The 15589-nt window shown below is 56.4% G+C and carries 15 protein-coding genes; 7 read left to right on the top strand and 8 right to left on the bottom strand.

The features are described 5' to 3' along the window. Positions 1–4: 4 nt before the first annotated feature. Positions 5–406 carry a hypothetical protein gene (locus TH3_RS14100; RefSeq protein ID WP_007090633.1) on the bottom strand — a complete coding sequence of 134 codons (402 nt, stop codon included), beginning with the start codon at positions 404–406 and terminating at the stop codon, positions 5–7. Between the two features lie 141 nt (positions 407–547). On the opposite strand from TH3_RS14100, the gene TH3_RS14095 reads away from it, so the two are divergent. Both TH3_RS14095 and TH3_RS14090 read left to right on the top strand, forming a co-directional pair. After that, complete coding sequence (locus TH3_RS14095; RefSeq protein WP_139328209.1) at positions 548–1090, top strand: 4'-phosphopantetheinyl transferase family protein; 543 nt, start codon at positions 548–550, stop codon at positions 1088–1090. Between the two features lie 58 nt (positions 1091–1148). Beyond that, a complete protein-coding gene (locus TH3_RS14090) occupies positions 1149–1889 on the top strand; it encodes a thioesterase II family protein (protein ID WP_040061018.1) in 741 nt (246 codons plus the stop codon). Positions 1890–1893: 4 nt separating this feature from the next. Here TH3_RS14090 and TH3_RS14085 read toward each other — a convergent pair whose 3' ends face one another. From TH3_RS14085 to TH3_RS14075, 3 genes are all read right to left on the bottom strand, one after another. Then, positions 1894–3567 (bottom strand): cyclic peptide export ABC transporter, encoded by a 1674-nt coding sequence (locus tag TH3_RS14085; protein ID WP_007090630.1) that lies wholly within the window; start codon positions 3565–3567, stop codon positions 1894–1896. A 2-nt stretch (positions 3568–3569) separates the two neighbouring features. Continuing rightward, positions 3570–5219 (bottom strand): cyclic peptide export ABC transporter, encoded by a 1650-nt coding sequence (locus TH3_RS14080; RefSeq protein WP_040059970.1) that lies wholly within the window; start codon positions 5217–5219, stop codon positions 3570–3572. Between the two features lie 133 nt (positions 5220–5352). Then, positions 5353–6435, bottom strand: coding sequence for a diaminopropionate ammonia-lyase (locus TH3_RS14075; RefSeq protein WP_007090628.1), 1083 nt, complete (start codon positions 6433–6435; stop codon positions 5353–5355). 271 nt (positions 6436–6706) lie between these two features. On the opposite strand from TH3_RS14075, the gene TH3_RS14070 reads away from it, so the two are divergent. Then, positions 6707–7972 carry a TAXI family TRAP transporter solute-binding subunit gene (locus TH3_RS14070; RefSeq protein WP_139328208.1) on the top strand — a complete coding sequence of 422 codons (1266 nt, stop codon included), beginning with the start codon at positions 6707–6709 and terminating at the stop codon, positions 7970–7972. A gap of 9 nt (positions 7973–7981) precedes the next feature. Here the strand turns inward: TH3_RS14070 and TH3_RS14065 are convergent, their stop codons facing one another. Genes TH3_RS14065 through TH3_RS14050 form a run of 4 tightly spaced genes read right to left on the bottom strand, consistent with a single transcriptional unit; the run spans position 7982 to position 12493 of the window. Next, positions 7982–8653 carry a GNAT family N-acetyltransferase gene (locus TH3_RS14065; RefSeq protein WP_007090626.1) on the bottom strand — a complete coding sequence of 224 codons (672 nt, stop codon included), beginning with the start codon at positions 8651–8653 and terminating at the stop codon, positions 7982–7984. Further along, positions 8650–9675: an ABC transporter substrate-binding protein gene (locus TH3_RS14060; protein ID WP_007090625.1), complete on the bottom strand. Its 1026-nt coding sequence runs from the start codon at positions 9673–9675 to the stop codon at positions 8650–8652. The genes TH3_RS14065 and TH3_RS14060 overlap by 4 nt, the downstream gene beginning before the upstream one ends. Further along, positions 9672–11702: an MFS transporter gene (locus tag TH3_RS14055; protein ID WP_007090624.1), complete on the bottom strand. Its 2031-nt coding sequence runs from the start codon at positions 11700–11702 to the stop codon at positions 9672–9674. Before TH3_RS14055 ends, TH3_RS14060 begins: the two co-directional genes overlap by 4 nt. Beyond that, positions 11699–12493, bottom strand: coding sequence for a hypothetical protein (locus tag TH3_RS14050; RefSeq protein ID WP_007090623.1), 795 nt, complete (start codon positions 12491–12493; stop codon positions 11699–11701). The genes TH3_RS14055 and TH3_RS14050 overlap by 4 nt, the downstream gene beginning before the upstream one ends. Positions 12494–12699: 206 nt before the next feature. On the opposite strand from TH3_RS14050, the gene TH3_RS14040 reads away from it, so the two are divergent. From TH3_RS14040 to TH3_RS14025, 4 genes are all read left to right on the top strand, one after another. Next, positions 12700–13206, top strand: a complete 507-nt coding sequence (locus TH3_RS14040; RefSeq protein WP_007090622.1) for a YcjF family protein — start codon at positions 12700–12702, stop codon at positions 13204–13206. 44 nt (positions 13207–13250) lie between these two features. Further along, positions 13251–13448, top strand: a complete 198-nt coding sequence (locus tag TH3_RS14035; protein ID WP_007090621.1) for a hypothetical protein — start codon at positions 13251–13253, stop codon at positions 13446–13448. Between the two features lie 181 nt (positions 13449–13629). Further along, positions 13630–14883 (top strand): SPFH domain-containing protein, encoded by a 1254-nt coding sequence (locus TH3_RS22455; RefSeq protein ID WP_233421779.1) that lies wholly within the window; start codon positions 13630–13632, stop codon positions 14881–14883. 101 nt (positions 14884–14984) lie between these two features. Further along, positions 14985–15545, top strand: coding sequence for a YcjF family protein (locus TH3_RS14025; RefSeq protein ID WP_007090619.1), 561 nt, complete (start codon positions 14985–14987; stop codon positions 15543–15545). Positions 15546–15589 lie beyond the last annotated feature (44 nt).

Genomic DNA, 15589 nt, shown 5'->3' with positions numbered 1-15589 from the left:
AAACCTAGTTCGCGAGTACGGCCTTTGCCGAGACTTCGCGCAAGATATCCTGTCGCAGATTATTGACCCAGCGATTGTAATTATAATGGATCGACGTGCCATCATAGTTCAGATTGGTGCTGTCGACATAGGAAATGGAAAATTCGGACTGGTCAAAATCGATTTCGACTTTGGCCAGATGGTTGCGTGGGGAATAGGTGGCGATCAGTTCACCTTCGGCTTTGCGTTGAACGATCCATTCACGTTCGCCTGCGGCCTTGATGATGCTTTCTTCGATCTGTGCCATGCTGAGTTTTGACGCATCAGCCGGGAAGGGCTGACTGCTGACATTCTGAACGGGGGCGGTGCGGCACGCGGCAACAACAAGTGCCAGCAAACCGACGACTGCAAATTTCAAACTGCGCATATCCAACCTGCCTTTTATTGATATTATCAGATTGATCCGGTTGATCGGATCAATTATCGCGTTTTTTATTGCCCGAGCCGGGCAGACGTCCCTGATTTAATGAACCCGTCGACAACAAAACAACCAAAACTTGCCAGATACATGAAAAAAAACGCAATCATCGATGTCAAGACCGCGTTTGGGGGCAGCGTTTTATGGTGCTGGCAGCGGGTCGATGATCTGAAGGGCGACCGCACGGAAAAACGCCGCCAAAGTTCGGCCCAAGCGTGGCAGATGCTGGGCGATTTTGGACATTATATCTGGCCGGATATCGCCGGGGATGGGACATATGAAACCGTGCGGCAAGGCTCGGGGCAGCCGGGCCTGATCATCGATGGTGTGATCTATTGTGCGAGTATCAGCCACAGCCGCGATCTTGTGGCGGTGGCGATTGCCAAAGACCCGGATGCCATGATCGGCATTGATATCGAGTATCGTGACCCGAGCCGTGATATCGACGCCCTGTCACGCTGGCTGTTTGACGGGGATGCGGATGGCCGGGATTTTTATCAGGGTTGGTGCGATTACGAGGCAGCCTTCAAGGCGACGGGCGAAACCGACCCGGTGATGCAGTCACGGGCCACATTGATCGCGATTGAAACGATGGATGGGTTTTCTGGCGCGCTGGCGCGTTTAGCGGCTTGAATTTGCGCGATATTATTGCGACAGGTAAAGCATGTCGGCAATTGGGGCAGAAAGAAACATGACGCAAAATGTCTGGGTCGGTCAGAATATCACGGCGGGGGCGCGGATGCGGCTGTTCTGTTTCCCGTTTGCCGGGGGCGGGGCGTTGGCCTATCGGCCGTGGCTGACACAATTCCCCGATGACATTGATGTGGTGCCGGTCAATCTGCCGGGGCGTGAGCAGCGGTTTGGCGATCCGGTGATTGATGATCTTTCGGCGATGGTTGCGGCGGTGGCCGATGGGTTAAAGCCGGTTATGGATCGGCCATTTGCGTTTTTCGGTTATTCGATGGGGGCGCTGATTTCCCATCATCTGGCGTGCCATCTGCAACAGGCGGGGATGGCAGTGCCGGTTCATCTGTTTGTTGCGGCACGGCGCGGGTCGAATATGGCGGGGCATCGTGCACCGTTGCATCATCTGTCATCAGATGAGTTCTGGCAGGGGATTGCCAATTATGGCGGGACGCCCACCGAAATTCTGGAAAATGCGGAATATCGCGCCCTGTTCGAGCCGGGGCTTCGGGCGGATTTCAGATTGTCGGAAACCGCGGTTTCGACCGGATTGCCCAGACTGTCCTGCCCGATTACCGCCTTTGGCGGGGCGGATGATCCGAACCCGGTGCCGGATGAACTGGATGACTGGGCGGCGGCGACCACGGGTGATTTTGCCAAGTATGTTTTGCCCGGCGGGCATTTTTTCCTGCGCGATGGCGGGGATGAGATCGTTCGCGTGGTCAGGGATGCGCTGACGGTAGTGTGACGGATCAGGCGGTAATGGTTTTGCGCCCGTCGACAAATTCGCCGTCGCGGACGTGATAGATCGTATCGGCCGCGTCAAACCAGCGGTCATCATGGGTGACACAGATGATGATCTTGCCCTGTTTGCGTAAGGATGGCAGGATTTTTTCATAGAAGACCAAGCGGAAATGCGGGTCCTGATCGGCGGCCCATTCATCAAGGACAAGAACCGGCTTTTCTTCGAGCAGGGCCGCGATCAGGGCAAGGCGTTTGCGTTGCCCCTGTGACAGCGATGTCGTTGAAAAGGCGTTGTCATCAATTTCGACCTTGTCATCGATTTCCATCTGTTTGAGCAGCGTTTCAACCCGTTTCGGGTCGATCTCATCAATGCCGTAAAGTTCGCGAAACAGATGATAGTCCGAGAGGACAGTCGCGAAATGATCGCGATAAAGCTGCAAGGCGTCGGAAGGGAGCGGGCAATCATTGACCATGATCGAACCACCTGCCGCCGGGCGAAGGCCGGTCAGGACGGCGATGATCGTCGATTTGCCTGCGCCATTGCCGCCGGTGATAAAGGTGATTTCACCCTTTTTGAAGGTGGCATTGATCGGACCGACGGCAAAGCCGGGGCTATCCGTCGTTCCGGGATAGGCGAAACGAACGTCGCGCAGGCTGATTTCGGCGATATTGCCAAGTGCACCGCGCAATTTATCAAGGGTTTCGGGCGATGACGTGCCGTTCGCGGCCTCGTTCGCATGTTGGGCGTCAAGGGCGTCTTCGAGCTGGTGATCGATATCGTTGATCTTGCGGAGCGCCACATCGGAATCGGTGAAGCTGGGGACAGAGGCAACCACAGCCCCGATCGGGCCGATCATGAACAGGGCCGCGGTCGTGGTTTGCACGGCAACGTCATGATAATCCGATGTGAAGATCGGAACGATGAATACCATTGCCGCCATCATCCCGTAGAAGGCCAGCTGGATCAGGGCGAATTCGCGCGACCATTGGGCCTTGACCACGGATTTGGTGTCGCGTGCCCGGATGGAGCGGTCATTGAGTGCGCCGAGCAGCGCGTCGCGACGCCGACTGTTCATTTTGACTTCCTTGAAGCCATGCAACAGATCGGTCAGGCCGCCAAAAAGCAGGTTTTCATCGTCAATCGCGTCACGGGTGGCGGCGTTGATTTTGCGCATGCGTTGCAGATGGATGGTTGAAACCACAACGGCCAGAACGGAAATCATCACGAAGGCGAAGGTCGACAGCCATGCGAGATAGGCCGCGACACAGATGATCAGGACCACCTGCTGCACACCATTCAGCATCAGGGGCAGGGCGGCCGATACGGTTTGCATTTCCTGGGTGAGGGCGGTTTGAACCGCACCCTGTCCGACCTTGGCCAGCGTATCGGGGGCGGCTTTTCGCACGCGATCAAACAGGCTGAGGCGGAGTTGATGGAGGATGTGTTCCACCTCGGCGGCGATCATGTCGCTGGATTTTTTCTGGGCCCAGATATAGCCGATCAGCGACAGCGCCATCATGCCGAGATAGCGCATGCTGGCCACACCGTCTTCGGCCTGTTCGGCGGCCAGATTGACGATGATCAGCACCATGGTGGTGGCAATCGATGCCAGTGACAGCAGGCCCACGGCATGGCGCAGATCGATGCGGGTTCGGGATCGCAGAAGATCAACAAGCAGCATGATCAGATCCTTCCACGCGGGTCGTTGCGGTCAAGTTCGTGCAGGGTGCCGGCTTCGAGATGCAGGCGGCGGTCGGCAGCATCGAAATAATGATCGTCATGGGTGACCGCGATGATGGTTATGCCGCGTGCTTTGATCTGTGGCAGGATTTCGTAATAGAATTTTTTACGGAAATAGGGGTCCTGATCAGCGGCCCATTCATCAAGAACAAGGATCGGGCGATGTTCGAGAATGGCGGTGATCAGGCCAAGACGTTTGCGTTGCCCGGCAGACAGGGCGATGGAAACAAATTTGCCGTCGCGAATACCCGTCACATGGGACAGTTCAAACAGGTTGAGCCAGTAATCTGCTTCTTCGGGGGCAATTTCGGCCGATCCGTGCAGTTCGGAAAACAGGTGGAAATCGGAAAACACGGTGGCGATTTTATCGCGGAAGGACGCGATATTTTGCGCGCCAAGCTGGATATCGTCAAACCGGATGGCACCCGATACCGGGCGATAAAGGGCTGTCAGAAGCTTGATCAGGGTGGATTTGCCCGCCCCGTTGCCGCCGGTGATGAAAATCAGTTCGCCCTTTTTTACCGAAAGGCTGATCGGGCCAAGAACAAAGCCGTGGCGCGGGTCGCGGTTGGGATAGGTAAAGCAAACATCATCAAACGCGATGTTTGAAAATGTATCGGGCAGCTTTGTGCCGTTTTCGTCAATCGGTTCGGCAATTTCGTCCAGATCCTGTGACAGGGTTACCATGCGCGCGGCGGCCTGTTCGGCCGCCCCCAGAACCGCCATTGCCTGCACCACGGTGCTGATCGGGCCGATCATGAACAGGACGGCGGTGCTGACCTTGGAAACCGTGGAGCCGAAATTATCGGTATAGACCGGCACGATAAAGACGATCACCGCAAGCAGGACATAAAAGGCGGTCATGCCCATGATCATCTGACGGAACATCAGGCTGTGGGTTTCTGCCGTTATCTGTTCCTTTGTCAGCGAGTTTTCCGAAAAGGCATTGAAAAGGGTGCTGCTGCGCGATGACCACATGCGAACTTCGCGGATACCCGAAAACAGATCGGCGACCTTGCCAAACAGGCTGGTTTCGGCGAGATGGAGTTTGCCAAACCACATGCCGAGCTGTTTGCCCATCTGCAGGTAAATGATAATTCCGGCCCCGATCACCATCACGATCAGGAAAAAGGCCAGCGTGGACAGCCAGAAGACATAGATCATCACCGCAACGACCAGCAGAAGGGATCGGAACGACATGCCGATCATGTGCGAGTTTTGCGAAATGACCTGAGTGCTTTGGGTGATGCTGTCAAACAGGCGGGCCTGACCAAAGGTTTCTAGCCGGGAAAAGTCGGCATGGGCGATCTGACCCAGCAGTTTTCGCCGGACCTTGTCGATGCCCTGTTCGATCTGGGTCGAGATGTTGGCAAGAAGGAAAACCTCGGCCAGGAAATAGACCACGGCAAGGGCGATGAAGCCGCCGGCCAGAAGCCAGTCGACCTGATCGACACCGTTATCGGCAATGCCTTCGGCGGCGGTATTGACCAGACCCAGCAGGACCGCACTGCCCGCACCCGATAGCGCACCGGCAAAGGCAAGCCGGGCCATCAGTCTGTTATCCCCCCAAGACAACAGTTCGAGCAATTTCATCTGTTTGCAGTCCCCATAGAACCCGACGTGGGCATTTGCACGGTCTGGCGCGACTGTACCGATGCCCGGCAGGGCTGTCCAGTCGCTGTCCAGTTGGTGGCATAACGGAAAGCCTTTTTCGCGTCGAAAGAATTCAGATATTTGCGCGGTATGGCAATGGAATGGGGCCTTCGCTGTTGATCACAAGCACGTTGCTTTGGGCATTCAGGCCAAAACGGGCGCGAAGGTCGTGGTTTTTGGCGACATGCCAAAGCCCGGCGATGCCTGCAATGCCGGTATCCCATGTTTCAAGCGGGGCGTCGCCATTGATCCCGGCGGAAAGCGTGTTTTGGACCAGAAGCGCTACGTCATCATCAATCGCGATGCTGTGGGTGGATACTTCGCGCAGGATTTCAAACGCCGGGAGACTCGGTTTGCCACAGGACAGTCCGATCATGCGGGTCAGGAGCTTGCCCGGAACCGATGTCAGTTCGCCGGTTGAAAGGCTTGCCTGAAGGCAGGCGGCGTTTGTTGCCTCCACCGTGCAGACATTCGGTTTTTGACCGCTTTCATGCCAGAGCCCGATGGCGCAACCTGCTGCCATGCCGCCAACGCCGCATTGCAGGAAAACATGATCGGGGGTGATGTTTTCAGCCCGAAGCTGGCGGGCGCATTCGATGCCGAGAACCGCATAACCCGCCATGATGTCGCGGGTAACGTCGAGTGCATGGCCATAATCGGTATCGGTGATCAGAAGCACGTCGGGCGATTGTGCGGCATTTTCGGCGGCAAGGACCGCATCGTCATAGGTGCCATCCACCCGGACGATTTCAGCCCCGTTATCGGTGATGCGGGCAATGCGGGCCTGATCGACCTCGGTTCCGACATAGATCCGCGCATGACAGCCGAATTTTTGGGCCGCCCATGCCACGGCAAGGCCGTGATTGCCATCGGTTGCGGCAACGGCGGTATAGTCCGCACATTGGGGGCTTCCGGGGATGAGGCCGCGTTTCAAAAGCTGCTGTTTCAGGCCATAGGGAGCGCCAAGTGCCTTGACCCCGCCCAGACCGAACCGTTTGCTTTCATCCTTGATCCAGACAGTGCCAAGACCGAGTTCGCGGGCAAGACCGGTGGCGCGGATCAGGGGGCTTTGGCGGTATTCCGGCCAGGAGGATATCAGGTCGAACGCCTGATAAATATCGTTGCGCCCGGGATCAAGGGCGATGATGGACGTCATCGTCTTCTCCGAAATCTGGCCGTGGTCCGGTTTTCTGTTATATGGTCTTCTGGTTTATGAGGGGCGTATGATGTTGCGTCAAACACAATCTGAATATCGACGATCGGTGAGGATCGTGGTGAAGACGATTGTGTTAAATCGCTGAGAATAAGGGTATTAATTCATCTTCGCTCTCGACGGGCTTCCGGGCGATCCTTTAGGATGGCCGTTGGGATGCGAGGATTGGTTCATCACAAACGATGAGTGGACGGTTTTGCGTTTTGAGATCGGCATGAGAATGATTGCGACCGGTATGCTGGCAGTTCTGCTGTCGGCGGGGGCGGCGGGTGCGTATGCGCAGCAAAGTGGCACCGTTGCCGAGGATGCAAGTGCCGATATGTCGCCGGTTGACGTCCTGCCTGATATCGATGTCGACACATATGACGATGCAATCATCGACCCGGCAAAATCCAACCCGGACCTGATTGATGGCCTGATTTACAAGCCCGATGCCATTCCGTTGTCGCAATATCGTCGCCGGACAACCGACCCGGAAAGTCTGGCGGTGTTGAGCAACACCGATGTGATTGCCGGTGATGGCCAGACCGAACGATCCTATTACGCGGCGATTTACAGCGGCAGCACGAGTGGCGTGTATTTCAAGGTTGCAGCCCAGATTTGCGAGATGATGAGCCGTACCTTTGAGCGCCATCGCGTGCATTGCGTGCCGTTGCGATCCCAGGGTGTCGGCAGCAATATCCGTCTGATGAAGGAAGGACGGGTGCAGCTTGCCATTGTGCAGTCGAACAATAACTGGGAGGCGCAGAAAGGCATTGCGCCGATCCCCGGTGCGCGGTCGGTGATGTCGCTGCATGATGAAATGGGGTTGCTGGTGGTGCGCAATGATTCCGGCATTGAATCGGTTGGCGATCTGCGCGGCAAACGCATCAATATCGGGCCGGAAGGGTCGGCATCGCGGGAATTGTGGCTTGAGCTTCTGTCGCGGTACGATATCACGCTTGAGGATCTTGATACCGTTTACAATGTTGCGCAGGATTATAACGAACTTGGCATCTGCGAGAATTATATTGATGCGTTCGGTCTGTGGATCGGGCATCCGGCGACGCTGATTGAAGATACGCTTGGCTGCGGGGCGCGGGTTGTCGGCATGGGCGGCCCCTTGACCGATGAGATGGTGCGGGCAAACCAGTATTTCTTTAATCAGGTTTTGCCAGCAAAGACATATAGTGCGCAGGAAGAAGCGATTGCATCCTATGGGTTCAAGGCATCCCTTATCGCCTATGAACCGGCCGATCCGTATGTGGTGTACTGGATCACGCGGATCGTTCATGAAAATATCGACCGGATGAAGGAAATGTATCCGACATTCCGAAGCGTGGTTGCCGACGATATGTATGAAAAGGGCAATTTCCTGCCGTTCCATAAGGGGGCGGCATGTTATTGGGAAACCGATGCGCATGCCTGCGACTGGCAACCCTATTATCAGCAGGCCGACCCGAAAGGGCCGAGCAAGTGGAATTACAGTTATCAGCAATAAGCCGCGTTATTAAGCGGGTATGGCCGGAACCCAGCCGATGCGCGGTGCCGTGCCATGGGGTGATGATTGGCAAAACAGGCCGATCAACCCGTCATCGAGCAATTTCCGGCAGGTCGCAAGATCGTCACTGGCGCACCAGATTGCGCGATCGGGTGCGGACGGGAATTTTGCATCCTGATCGGGGCCGATATCCCGGCGCAGCAGAAAACGGTTCCCGCCAAATTTCGCGATCAATCCATGAATGGCATGGCCGGTTGAGACCGTGCTGATCAGGCTTGGGAAATTGGTTGGGGCGACGGTGCTTAGCGCGATGGTGCGCCCGCATTTCCGGGCGATTTCGATGCGGTGTTCGACCATCCGGCGTTGCCACCCCTGTCCGCGCCATTGCGGATCAACCGCGACCCCGTCGATATGGGCGACCTTGCCCAGCTGATCGGGGGGAAGGTGATGGTCGGTGCCGAAATTCGGATCGGTTTCGCGCGGTAACCCCAGCACGCAATAGGCCATCAGACGGTCCCCGTCAAAGGCCCCAAAAATCTGCCCGCAGGCATCCAGATGATCGGCAAAGAACTGATCGGTTTCGCTGGCGGCATTGCCCGGCGGAAGGTCCGCAATTACCCTGTGATGCAGGGTGATGATAGCCGGAAGATGGGATGGATCAAGCCGGGTCAGTTGGGTCATTCGATGACCTCCGCGTAATCCAGCAGCGACAGCGGCGGATAGAGTTTCAGTTTGCGCGCCGATGACAGCCGGATCAGATAGGAAAACCGGTCAAGCGTTTCGACCGGGATATCGGCGGGTGATATGCCACCGATCAGAATTTGTTCGACCTTGCTGGCGGCGAGACGGCCGACAAGTTCATAGCGGCTGACAAGGCCCAGCATGGCGTGACCATCGCGGACTTCAAGTTCGGTCGCGCTAAAGGCGGCAAGCCCGTTGGCAAAACCGGCATCGGTCAGGGTATCGCGATAATTGCCGATGAAGTTATCCGGCCCGATATACAGGATATCGGCCCCCTTGCGTGCCAGTTCGGCAACGGCGGGGGCGATGTCATCGGGTGATGGTTCGTCGTCGGTGCCAAGGGGGGCGGCCAGAACGTCAAACCCCATTTCGCGGCCCAGTTCGGTCAGATCGGCGACGTTGGAAACGGAATTGTCTTCGCGGCTGTTATAGACCACGCCGAGTTTATCCATCGGGCGATAGGCGCGGATGGCATTGATCTGGGCGGCAAGCGGGGCGATGTGGGTTGCCCCGGTGACATTGGGGCGGCTTTGGCCCGCCGGCGCGGCAATACCGGTTTTCCACGGCGATGAAACCATCACATAGACCACCGGAAGATCGGTGATGTTTTTCGCCGGATCGACGGCATCATATTTGCCGACGACAGAAGATGTGATCCCGGTGCCCCATGTGTAAACCAGATCGGGCGGGTCTTTACGGATCTGATCGATGATGGCGGGCACGCGCGACAGATCACGCGCAACGTCATGAATGGTCAGATCGACGGGGATGTTGTTTTCGTCGAAATAGGCGCGAAATCCCTGTTCGACATTGGTTTCACCCCGCCAAAGGATCATGGCGATTTTAAGCGGGGCCTTTGATGATTGCGCATATGCCGTTGGCAATAACGTCGCGCTGAGTGCGACGATCAAGACCGCAAGAATGCCAAGCAGACGAAAAGCCGGGGGACGGGGGAATGTCATTTCGTCCCTCCTTGTGCTTTTTGTTCGCTTTTTTGTTCGCCCTTTTGTTCTGGCGGCACATGACCGATCAGAAGTTCAAAGCACAGAACCGAAACGGCGGCAAAAACCCCGAAAATCAGGACGGCCTGCGTTGTTCCGACCAGAAGGGTCAGACCGGCGGCCAGCAGCGGACCTGCCGCCCCGCCCAGACGTTCTGCCAGACGCAGGACCGCAAGGACCGGGCCGGTGCCGTGATCCTTGGTGAAATCCTTGCTGAGTTTCAGGCTGGCGGAAAGCTGTGCCGGGATTGAGGTTGCCTGTGCGAGGCCTAGCAAGGCGACGGCAACCGCAAACAGGGCATATTCGGGAAGCCAGCCCGCCAGCAACAGTCCGGCGGCGGTCAAGCCACCGCCAATGCCGACCGCGCGGGTTTCGTTCTGGCTTTTGTCGGTCCATTTTGCCGCGGCCCAGCCGGTCAGGATCGCGACCAGCCCGTAAAGCATGATCACCCGCCCGGTTTCAGCCGTGGTCGCACCCGATTGCAGCAAGATCATCGGGGTCAGGTAATATAAAAAGCCGCTGAGGATCAGTTTGGCGGGAATGGCGGCAAACAGGATCAGCACCTGCAAACGGCGATTGCCGAGCATGGCACGAAGGGCGGCCCTGGTCGGGACCGGCGGTGGGGTTTTGCCACGCACCATATTATCCATCAGGAAGAAGGCCAGAAGGACGGCCAGAAACGCAATGGTCGCACCGGCGATAAAGGTCATGTCCGGCCCGAAATGGCCAGCAACAATCCCGCCAATCGCCGGGCCGCAGATATCAGCCAGCATGATGCCGCTGACCATCATGGCGGTTCCCTGTGTGCGGTTGCTGTCATTGGTGGCATCAAGGACATAGGATTGACAGGCGACAAAGGTGGTGGCGTAACCGATCCCCGATAATGCGCGCCACAGTACAAGATCCCAGATGCCAACGGCAAAGGCGGTACCGATCAGACCAAGTGTCGCCAGAAATGCGCCACACAGATACATGCGCAGTGACCCGACCTGTTCCTGAAACAGGCTGCAGATCGGCATGGCAAGGGCAACCATCAGAAGATGCACCGCCATGACCACGCCTGCGCCAAGCTGCCCGTCGATGCTGTGGGATGTCACTTGGCTAAAGAAGGCCGGCATGATCGGACGGGCCAGTTCTTCGGCCAGGACAAACATGAAGGCCAGCATGCGAACCCCGATCAGCTTTACCTCCCGTTCGCGTTGGGGATGTGTGCCGACCTTTTTGGCAGTGGTGTTGATCAGGGAATTGATGCGTTCCATGAACTGGCCGATTTCGTCATGGGTGCTTTGGCCATGCAGCAGGGTGAATTTGCGGTCGCGCACATTGCCGAGAACCTTGCGCGCAACCCTTACTGGCAGGGCGACATTGACGGTTAACACCAGCAACATCAGTTCAAATGATAAGGCGAGGGTTATGATGAAAATGATCGCAATGTCATAAAGGTTATCAGTAACCGGGCGCATCAGGGCGGCACGGGCATGACCAAGGACCACCTCGATATCGTCATGCTCTTCGGCGCGGGGCAGGTTGAGGCGGGTCACGATATAGGCGGTATCGTTGCCCGACGGGGCCGTTAAGGCGGTGGCGATTTCATCCGATGGCAGGCCGCCCGCATGCAGGATGTCGCCCCCCATGTCGGTGATGGCGGCAAAAACCAGATCGGGGTCGCCATCGCGAAGCTGATAGACGACGGCTTCGAAGCCGACAATCTCGCGGAGCGGAATGCCGAGCCGCAGGGCATTTTCGATTTTTTCGCCAAGAACCCGGGCTTCGATTTCGGCCTTTTCGCGGATTTCGGTTTGCAGATCAGCACGCGCCAGTTCGGCGGCCCGCCAAGAAATCCCGACCAAGGCAATGCAAAGCGAGATCGTGCTGAACAGCAGCAGAATCCAGATCGTGCCCTTGGGGAAAAGACGGCTTCGGATATTGCCGCCATGAGGGGATGCGGGGGTATCGGGTTTGGTTTTCGGATTGGCAGAGGGGGTCATTTCAGGGGCTCCGCCGGGGTTTTCGATGTGCGTTCGGTGCCGTCCTCTTGGGTGTCGTGGGGCAACTGATCGCGGATTTCGCGGTACAGGGAAATCAGTTCGATTTCGCTTTGGGTCAGGACATCGCCATCATGGGGGCGGGTATTGGGGGCCTTGCCCGCAACAGCGCGCGCCAGATCTTCGTGCAGTTCTTCGAAAACGCGATGGCGACGGCGCATCAGAATGAACAGGACGCCAAGGATGGGCACAATCATGCCCATGCCGAAGGCCGCCGATTTCCACATTTCAGAGAAGGCATTGGCAAGTTTGGCTTCGGAGGCCTGCGAGTTTGCGGTGATGACGACCAGACCCGCGCATTGGCCAAGGCTGTCGCGCAGGACCTGTCCGGCGGTGGCGATTCCAGGTGTGAAATCGATCCAATGATCACGTGTCTGTTGCGATATTGCCGCGCCAGCGAGCGCCTGATCATTCGGGGGGCTGTCTGGGGACCGGGTGGCGTTGCTGATTGGGGTGCCGTTGCAGTCCAGAACGGCGACATTGCGGATATCGTTGGCCATATCCAGACGCCGGTTCAGGACCGATTGCAGATTTTCCATGTTTTCCAGCCGCAAACCCAGATCGATCCCGGCAAGGACATCCTGACTGGTTTCATTGAGGATCACGGTCATGCGCTGGGCCAGAAGGGTGTGCAGGGTCTGGTCGAATCGCAGATAATTCAGGGCCGTGGTCATGCTTAGTGCGCTTGCAAGCACGAGGAAAAGGGCCAGCCCGATCTTGGTAGACAGCTTCAAAACGTGTCTCCGGCGAGATATATTTTCAAAGTATTTTCAAAACATGATCCTGTTAAGCCGGTTATATCCTCAGAAAGCGGCTTTCACAAACCATATGGTTGATTGCGTCGGGGTTGAGGTCAAGGCTGTATAAAACCTTGATTCGGTTTGCAGTGCTGATAGTTAGCGATTATGATTTGGCGCGGGACAATAAACCGGGGGACGTTATGGGGGCTGAAACGCTTGAAGTGCTGAAACGGCGCAAACAGCACCGGCTTGCAAGTGGTGTTGTGCAACGCAATGCCCTTTGGGCCGCGGGGACCGGTTTTGTTCCGATTCCTGTTCTCGATTCTGCAGCGACGGTTGCCGTGCAGCTTAAAATGCTGGCGGAACTGAGCGATGTTTACGGTGTTCCGTTCAATAAAAGCAGTGGCAAATCCGTGATTGCGGCCTTAACCGCGTGCATTACCAGCGGCGTTTTGGGGCGGGCTCTTTTGGGGACGGGGATATTTTCCAATATTGCCAAGGTGATGCCGGTTGTCGGATCGACACTGAGCATCGTGACCATGCCAGGTTTCAATGCGGCATTTACCTATGCGCTTGGTCGGGTTTTTCAGCAGCATTACGCCGCGGGCGGGACGATGGCGGATTTTGACGCCCAAAAGGCAGAGGCCGATTTTCGCCGGAAATTCAAGGAAGGCCTGAAATTCGATCAGGACGAGAAAACGGCGTGAAGAACGCGTAATCGCGCAATAACAGGAATTCGGGTGGCGAAACGATGCATTTGATTTTGATTGTAATTTATCTGTTGGCCTGCATTGTTTGCGGCATGCTTGGCCGCCGGACGTCGTTCGGATTTCTGGGGCATTTCCTGCTGGCGATTGCGATTACCCCGATTGGTGATTTTCTGGTTCAGATTGTTGCGCGCCCGTCGCGGGAGCTTCGTGAAAAGCTTAAAGACCTTGATTATGAATAAGATGATGACTGACGGGCGATCAGCATGCGTCACGATAAATCCGACGACGAGATGATGAATGGTTGATAGCGCGACAGTCGCACCCGGTGCACCAGACCAAAACGGAACCGCCCGCAAAAGAGGGCGGTGGTCGATCTTTTGGCGGCGCTTTTTCATTAGCGCGGGGGAACGCCTGCGGCGGTTGCGCACGACATTTCTGATCGGGATTCTGTTTTTGCTGATCGCGATTTTCGCGTTGGCACCGCAGATTTTCATTACCGTGCCTGCCGGGCATGTGGCGGTGATGTGGTACCGGTTCTTTGGCGGGACGGTGGTTGACAGAAGCTATGGGGAGGGCATTCACATGATCTTCCCGTGGGATGAAATGTATATCTATGACGCGCGTCTGCAAAATCAGGCGCGGGTTTATGACACCATTTCATCGAACGGCCTGTCGATGGAAGTCGATATTGCGGTGCGGTATCGGATCAATCGCGAAGCGGTCGGGATGCTGCACAAGCTTGTCGGGCCGAATTATGCGGAAATCCTTGTGTATCCGGAAATCGGATCGCATGCGCGTGAACTGATTTCGCGTTACACGCCTGAACAGCTTTATACCGAAACCCGTGCCTTCATTCAGGCCGAAATCCTTGAACGGATGGTCAACGAGCTTGGATCATCACTGGTCAATCAGAGTTTTCAGGGGCGGCTGGTGACGGTTGAAGACGTTCTGATCCGTTCCGTGATCCTGCCCGAACGCGTTGCGGATGCGATTGAACGCAAGGCTGAACAATATCAGGCCATGCTGGAATATGATTTCCGTCTGGCGCGCGAGGAAAAGGAAAAGGAACGCAAGAAGATCGAGGCGGAAGGTATTCGGGAATTCCAGGATATCGTCGCCAAAACGATTACCGAGGAATATCTTCGCCTGCGCGGTATCGAAGCCACCATGACGCTTGCGACATCGAAAAACAGCAAGACGATCATCATTGGTGGCAAAGATGGCCTGCCCGTGATCCTCAATACCGCAGATTCGCCGACGGCCAGCTCCCCGGATTCAGATTCGGGGGCGGAGCTTGTGAACGATACGGCGGAAAGCCTGCCGAATTCCGGGGCGCTTAATGCACGGTCGCAGGAAATCGCGCCGCAAAATGCGATTTCGCCGGGCGTTCGTGCCCCGGTCGATCCGTCGGACAAACGTGCGCGCCCCGGTGCGGCAAATTCGGCCACACCGCCGGTAACACCGTCGATGAAGCCGACAGCCCCGACAGCGGGGGCGTCAGAGGATGTTTCAACGACGGGTAAAACGGCTGGTGATGTTCTGAAATCGATTGCCCCGCTGTTTGATCCGACCAGTGGTGACGGGGGTGGTGTTGTCAAACAGAGCGACATGGAACCTGCCGCGAAACATGAGAGTGCGGGGCAGCCTGAAATTTCAAAAACCGGTAGCAAATAAAGGGTGTTGTGCGTTGCTACTTCAGGTTAGTTCAGGTAAAGTTGAAGAATAGATTTTGCGTGCAGGACATCAACTTACAGGTACAAATTCAAGAGGCGATAATGAGCGAAGCAGAAACCATCGAAGAGACTGAAGAACTGGCCGTCGCGAAAGCGGATGAAATGCGTGCCCAGTCCCGTGACTGCATCCATCGTCATAGCGTTTATGCTGCGGTTGGTGGTCTTGTCCCGATCCCGTTCCTTGAAATGGCCACCAGCAGCACGATTCAGGTGCGGATGCTTGCAAAGCTTTGCGACATCTACGGTGTTCCGTTCTCTGAGAACGCGATCAAGAGTTCGATTTCGACCCTGGTTGCAACGGTCCTGCCGATGACCGGTGTCGGTTATGCAACGGCGGCACTGGTTCGCAAGGTTCCGGTTGTTGGCACGATCTTTGGCGTTGTCGCAATGCCGACCTTTGCTGGTGCCTGCACCTACGCGCTGGGGCGTGTTTTTGCCTGGCACTTTGCCAAGGGCGGAACGGTTGACGATTTCGATGCCGATGAAATGAAGGGTCGTTTCAAGGACGAATTCGAAGACGGCAAACGCAAGGCGTCCGAATTTGTCAAAGGCGGCAAAACCACGGCCAAACCGGCAGCGGGTGCAACGACCGCCAAAGCCTGATTGATCGTCGGGTTTTCAGACCATATTTCGAGAATGCCCAAAGC

The organism is Thalassospira xiamenensis M-5 = DSM 17429, from assembly GCF_000300235.2.
In the GTDB taxonomy this organism is placed as follows: domain Bacteria; phylum Pseudomonadota; class Alphaproteobacteria; order Rhodospirillales; family Thalassospiraceae; genus Thalassospira; species Thalassospira xiamenensis.
Note: the sequence above shows the minus strand (reverse complement) of the source record. Positions and strands in the feature narration are given on the sequence as shown.

Excerpts from the sequence above, each read along its gene's own strand:
- TH3_RS14060 (WP_007090625.1), bottom strand. The coding sequence starts at position 9,675 with ATGACATTCCCCCGTCCCCCGGCTTTTCGTCTGCTTGGCATTCTTGCG.
- TH3_RS14065 (WP_007090626.1), bottom strand. The coding sequence starts at position 8,653 with ATGACCCAACTGACCCGGCTTGATCCATCCCATCTTCCGGCTATCATC.
- TH3_RS14070 (WP_139328208.1), top strand. The coding sequence starts at position 6,707 with ATGAGAATGATTGCGACCGGTATGCTGGCAGTTCTGCTGTCGGCGGGG.
- TH3_RS14025 (WP_007090619.1), top strand. The coding sequence starts at position 14,985 with ATGAGCGAAGCAGAAACCATCGAAGAGACTGAAGAACTGGCCGTCGCG.
- TH3_RS14090 (WP_040061018.1), top strand. The coding sequence starts at position 1,149 with ATGACGCAAAATGTCTGGGTCGGTCAGAATATCACGGCGGGGGCGCGG.
- TH3_RS14035 (WP_007090621.1), top strand. The coding sequence starts at position 13,251 with ATGCATTTGATTTTGATTGTAATTTATCTGTTGGCCTGCATTGTTTGC.
- TH3_RS14085 (WP_007090630.1), bottom strand. The coding sequence starts at position 3,567 with ATGCTGCTTGTTGATCTTCTGCGATCCCGAACCCGCATCGATCTGCGC.
- TH3_RS14095 (WP_139328209.1), top strand. The coding sequence starts at position 548 with ATGAAAAAAAACGCAATCATCGATGTCAAGACCGCGTTTGGGGGCAGC.
- TH3_RS14080 (WP_040059970.1), bottom strand. The coding sequence starts at position 5,219 with ATGAAATTGCTCGAACTGTTGTCTTGGGGGGATAACAGACTGATGGCC.
- TH3_RS14075 (WP_007090628.1), bottom strand. The coding sequence starts at position 6,435 with ATGACGTCCATCATCGCCCTTGATCCCGGGCGCAACGATATTTATCAG.
- TH3_RS14040 (WP_007090622.1), top strand. The coding sequence starts at position 12,700 with ATGGGGGCTGAAACGCTTGAAGTGCTGAAACGGCGCAAACAGCACCGG.
- TH3_RS14100 (WP_007090633.1), bottom strand. The coding sequence starts at position 406 with ATGCGCAGTTTGAAATTTGCAGTCGTCGGTTTGCTGGCACTTGTTGTT.
- TH3_RS14055 (WP_007090624.1), bottom strand. The coding sequence starts at position 11,702 with ATGACCCCCTCTGCCAATCCGAAAACCAAACCCGATACCCCCGCATCC.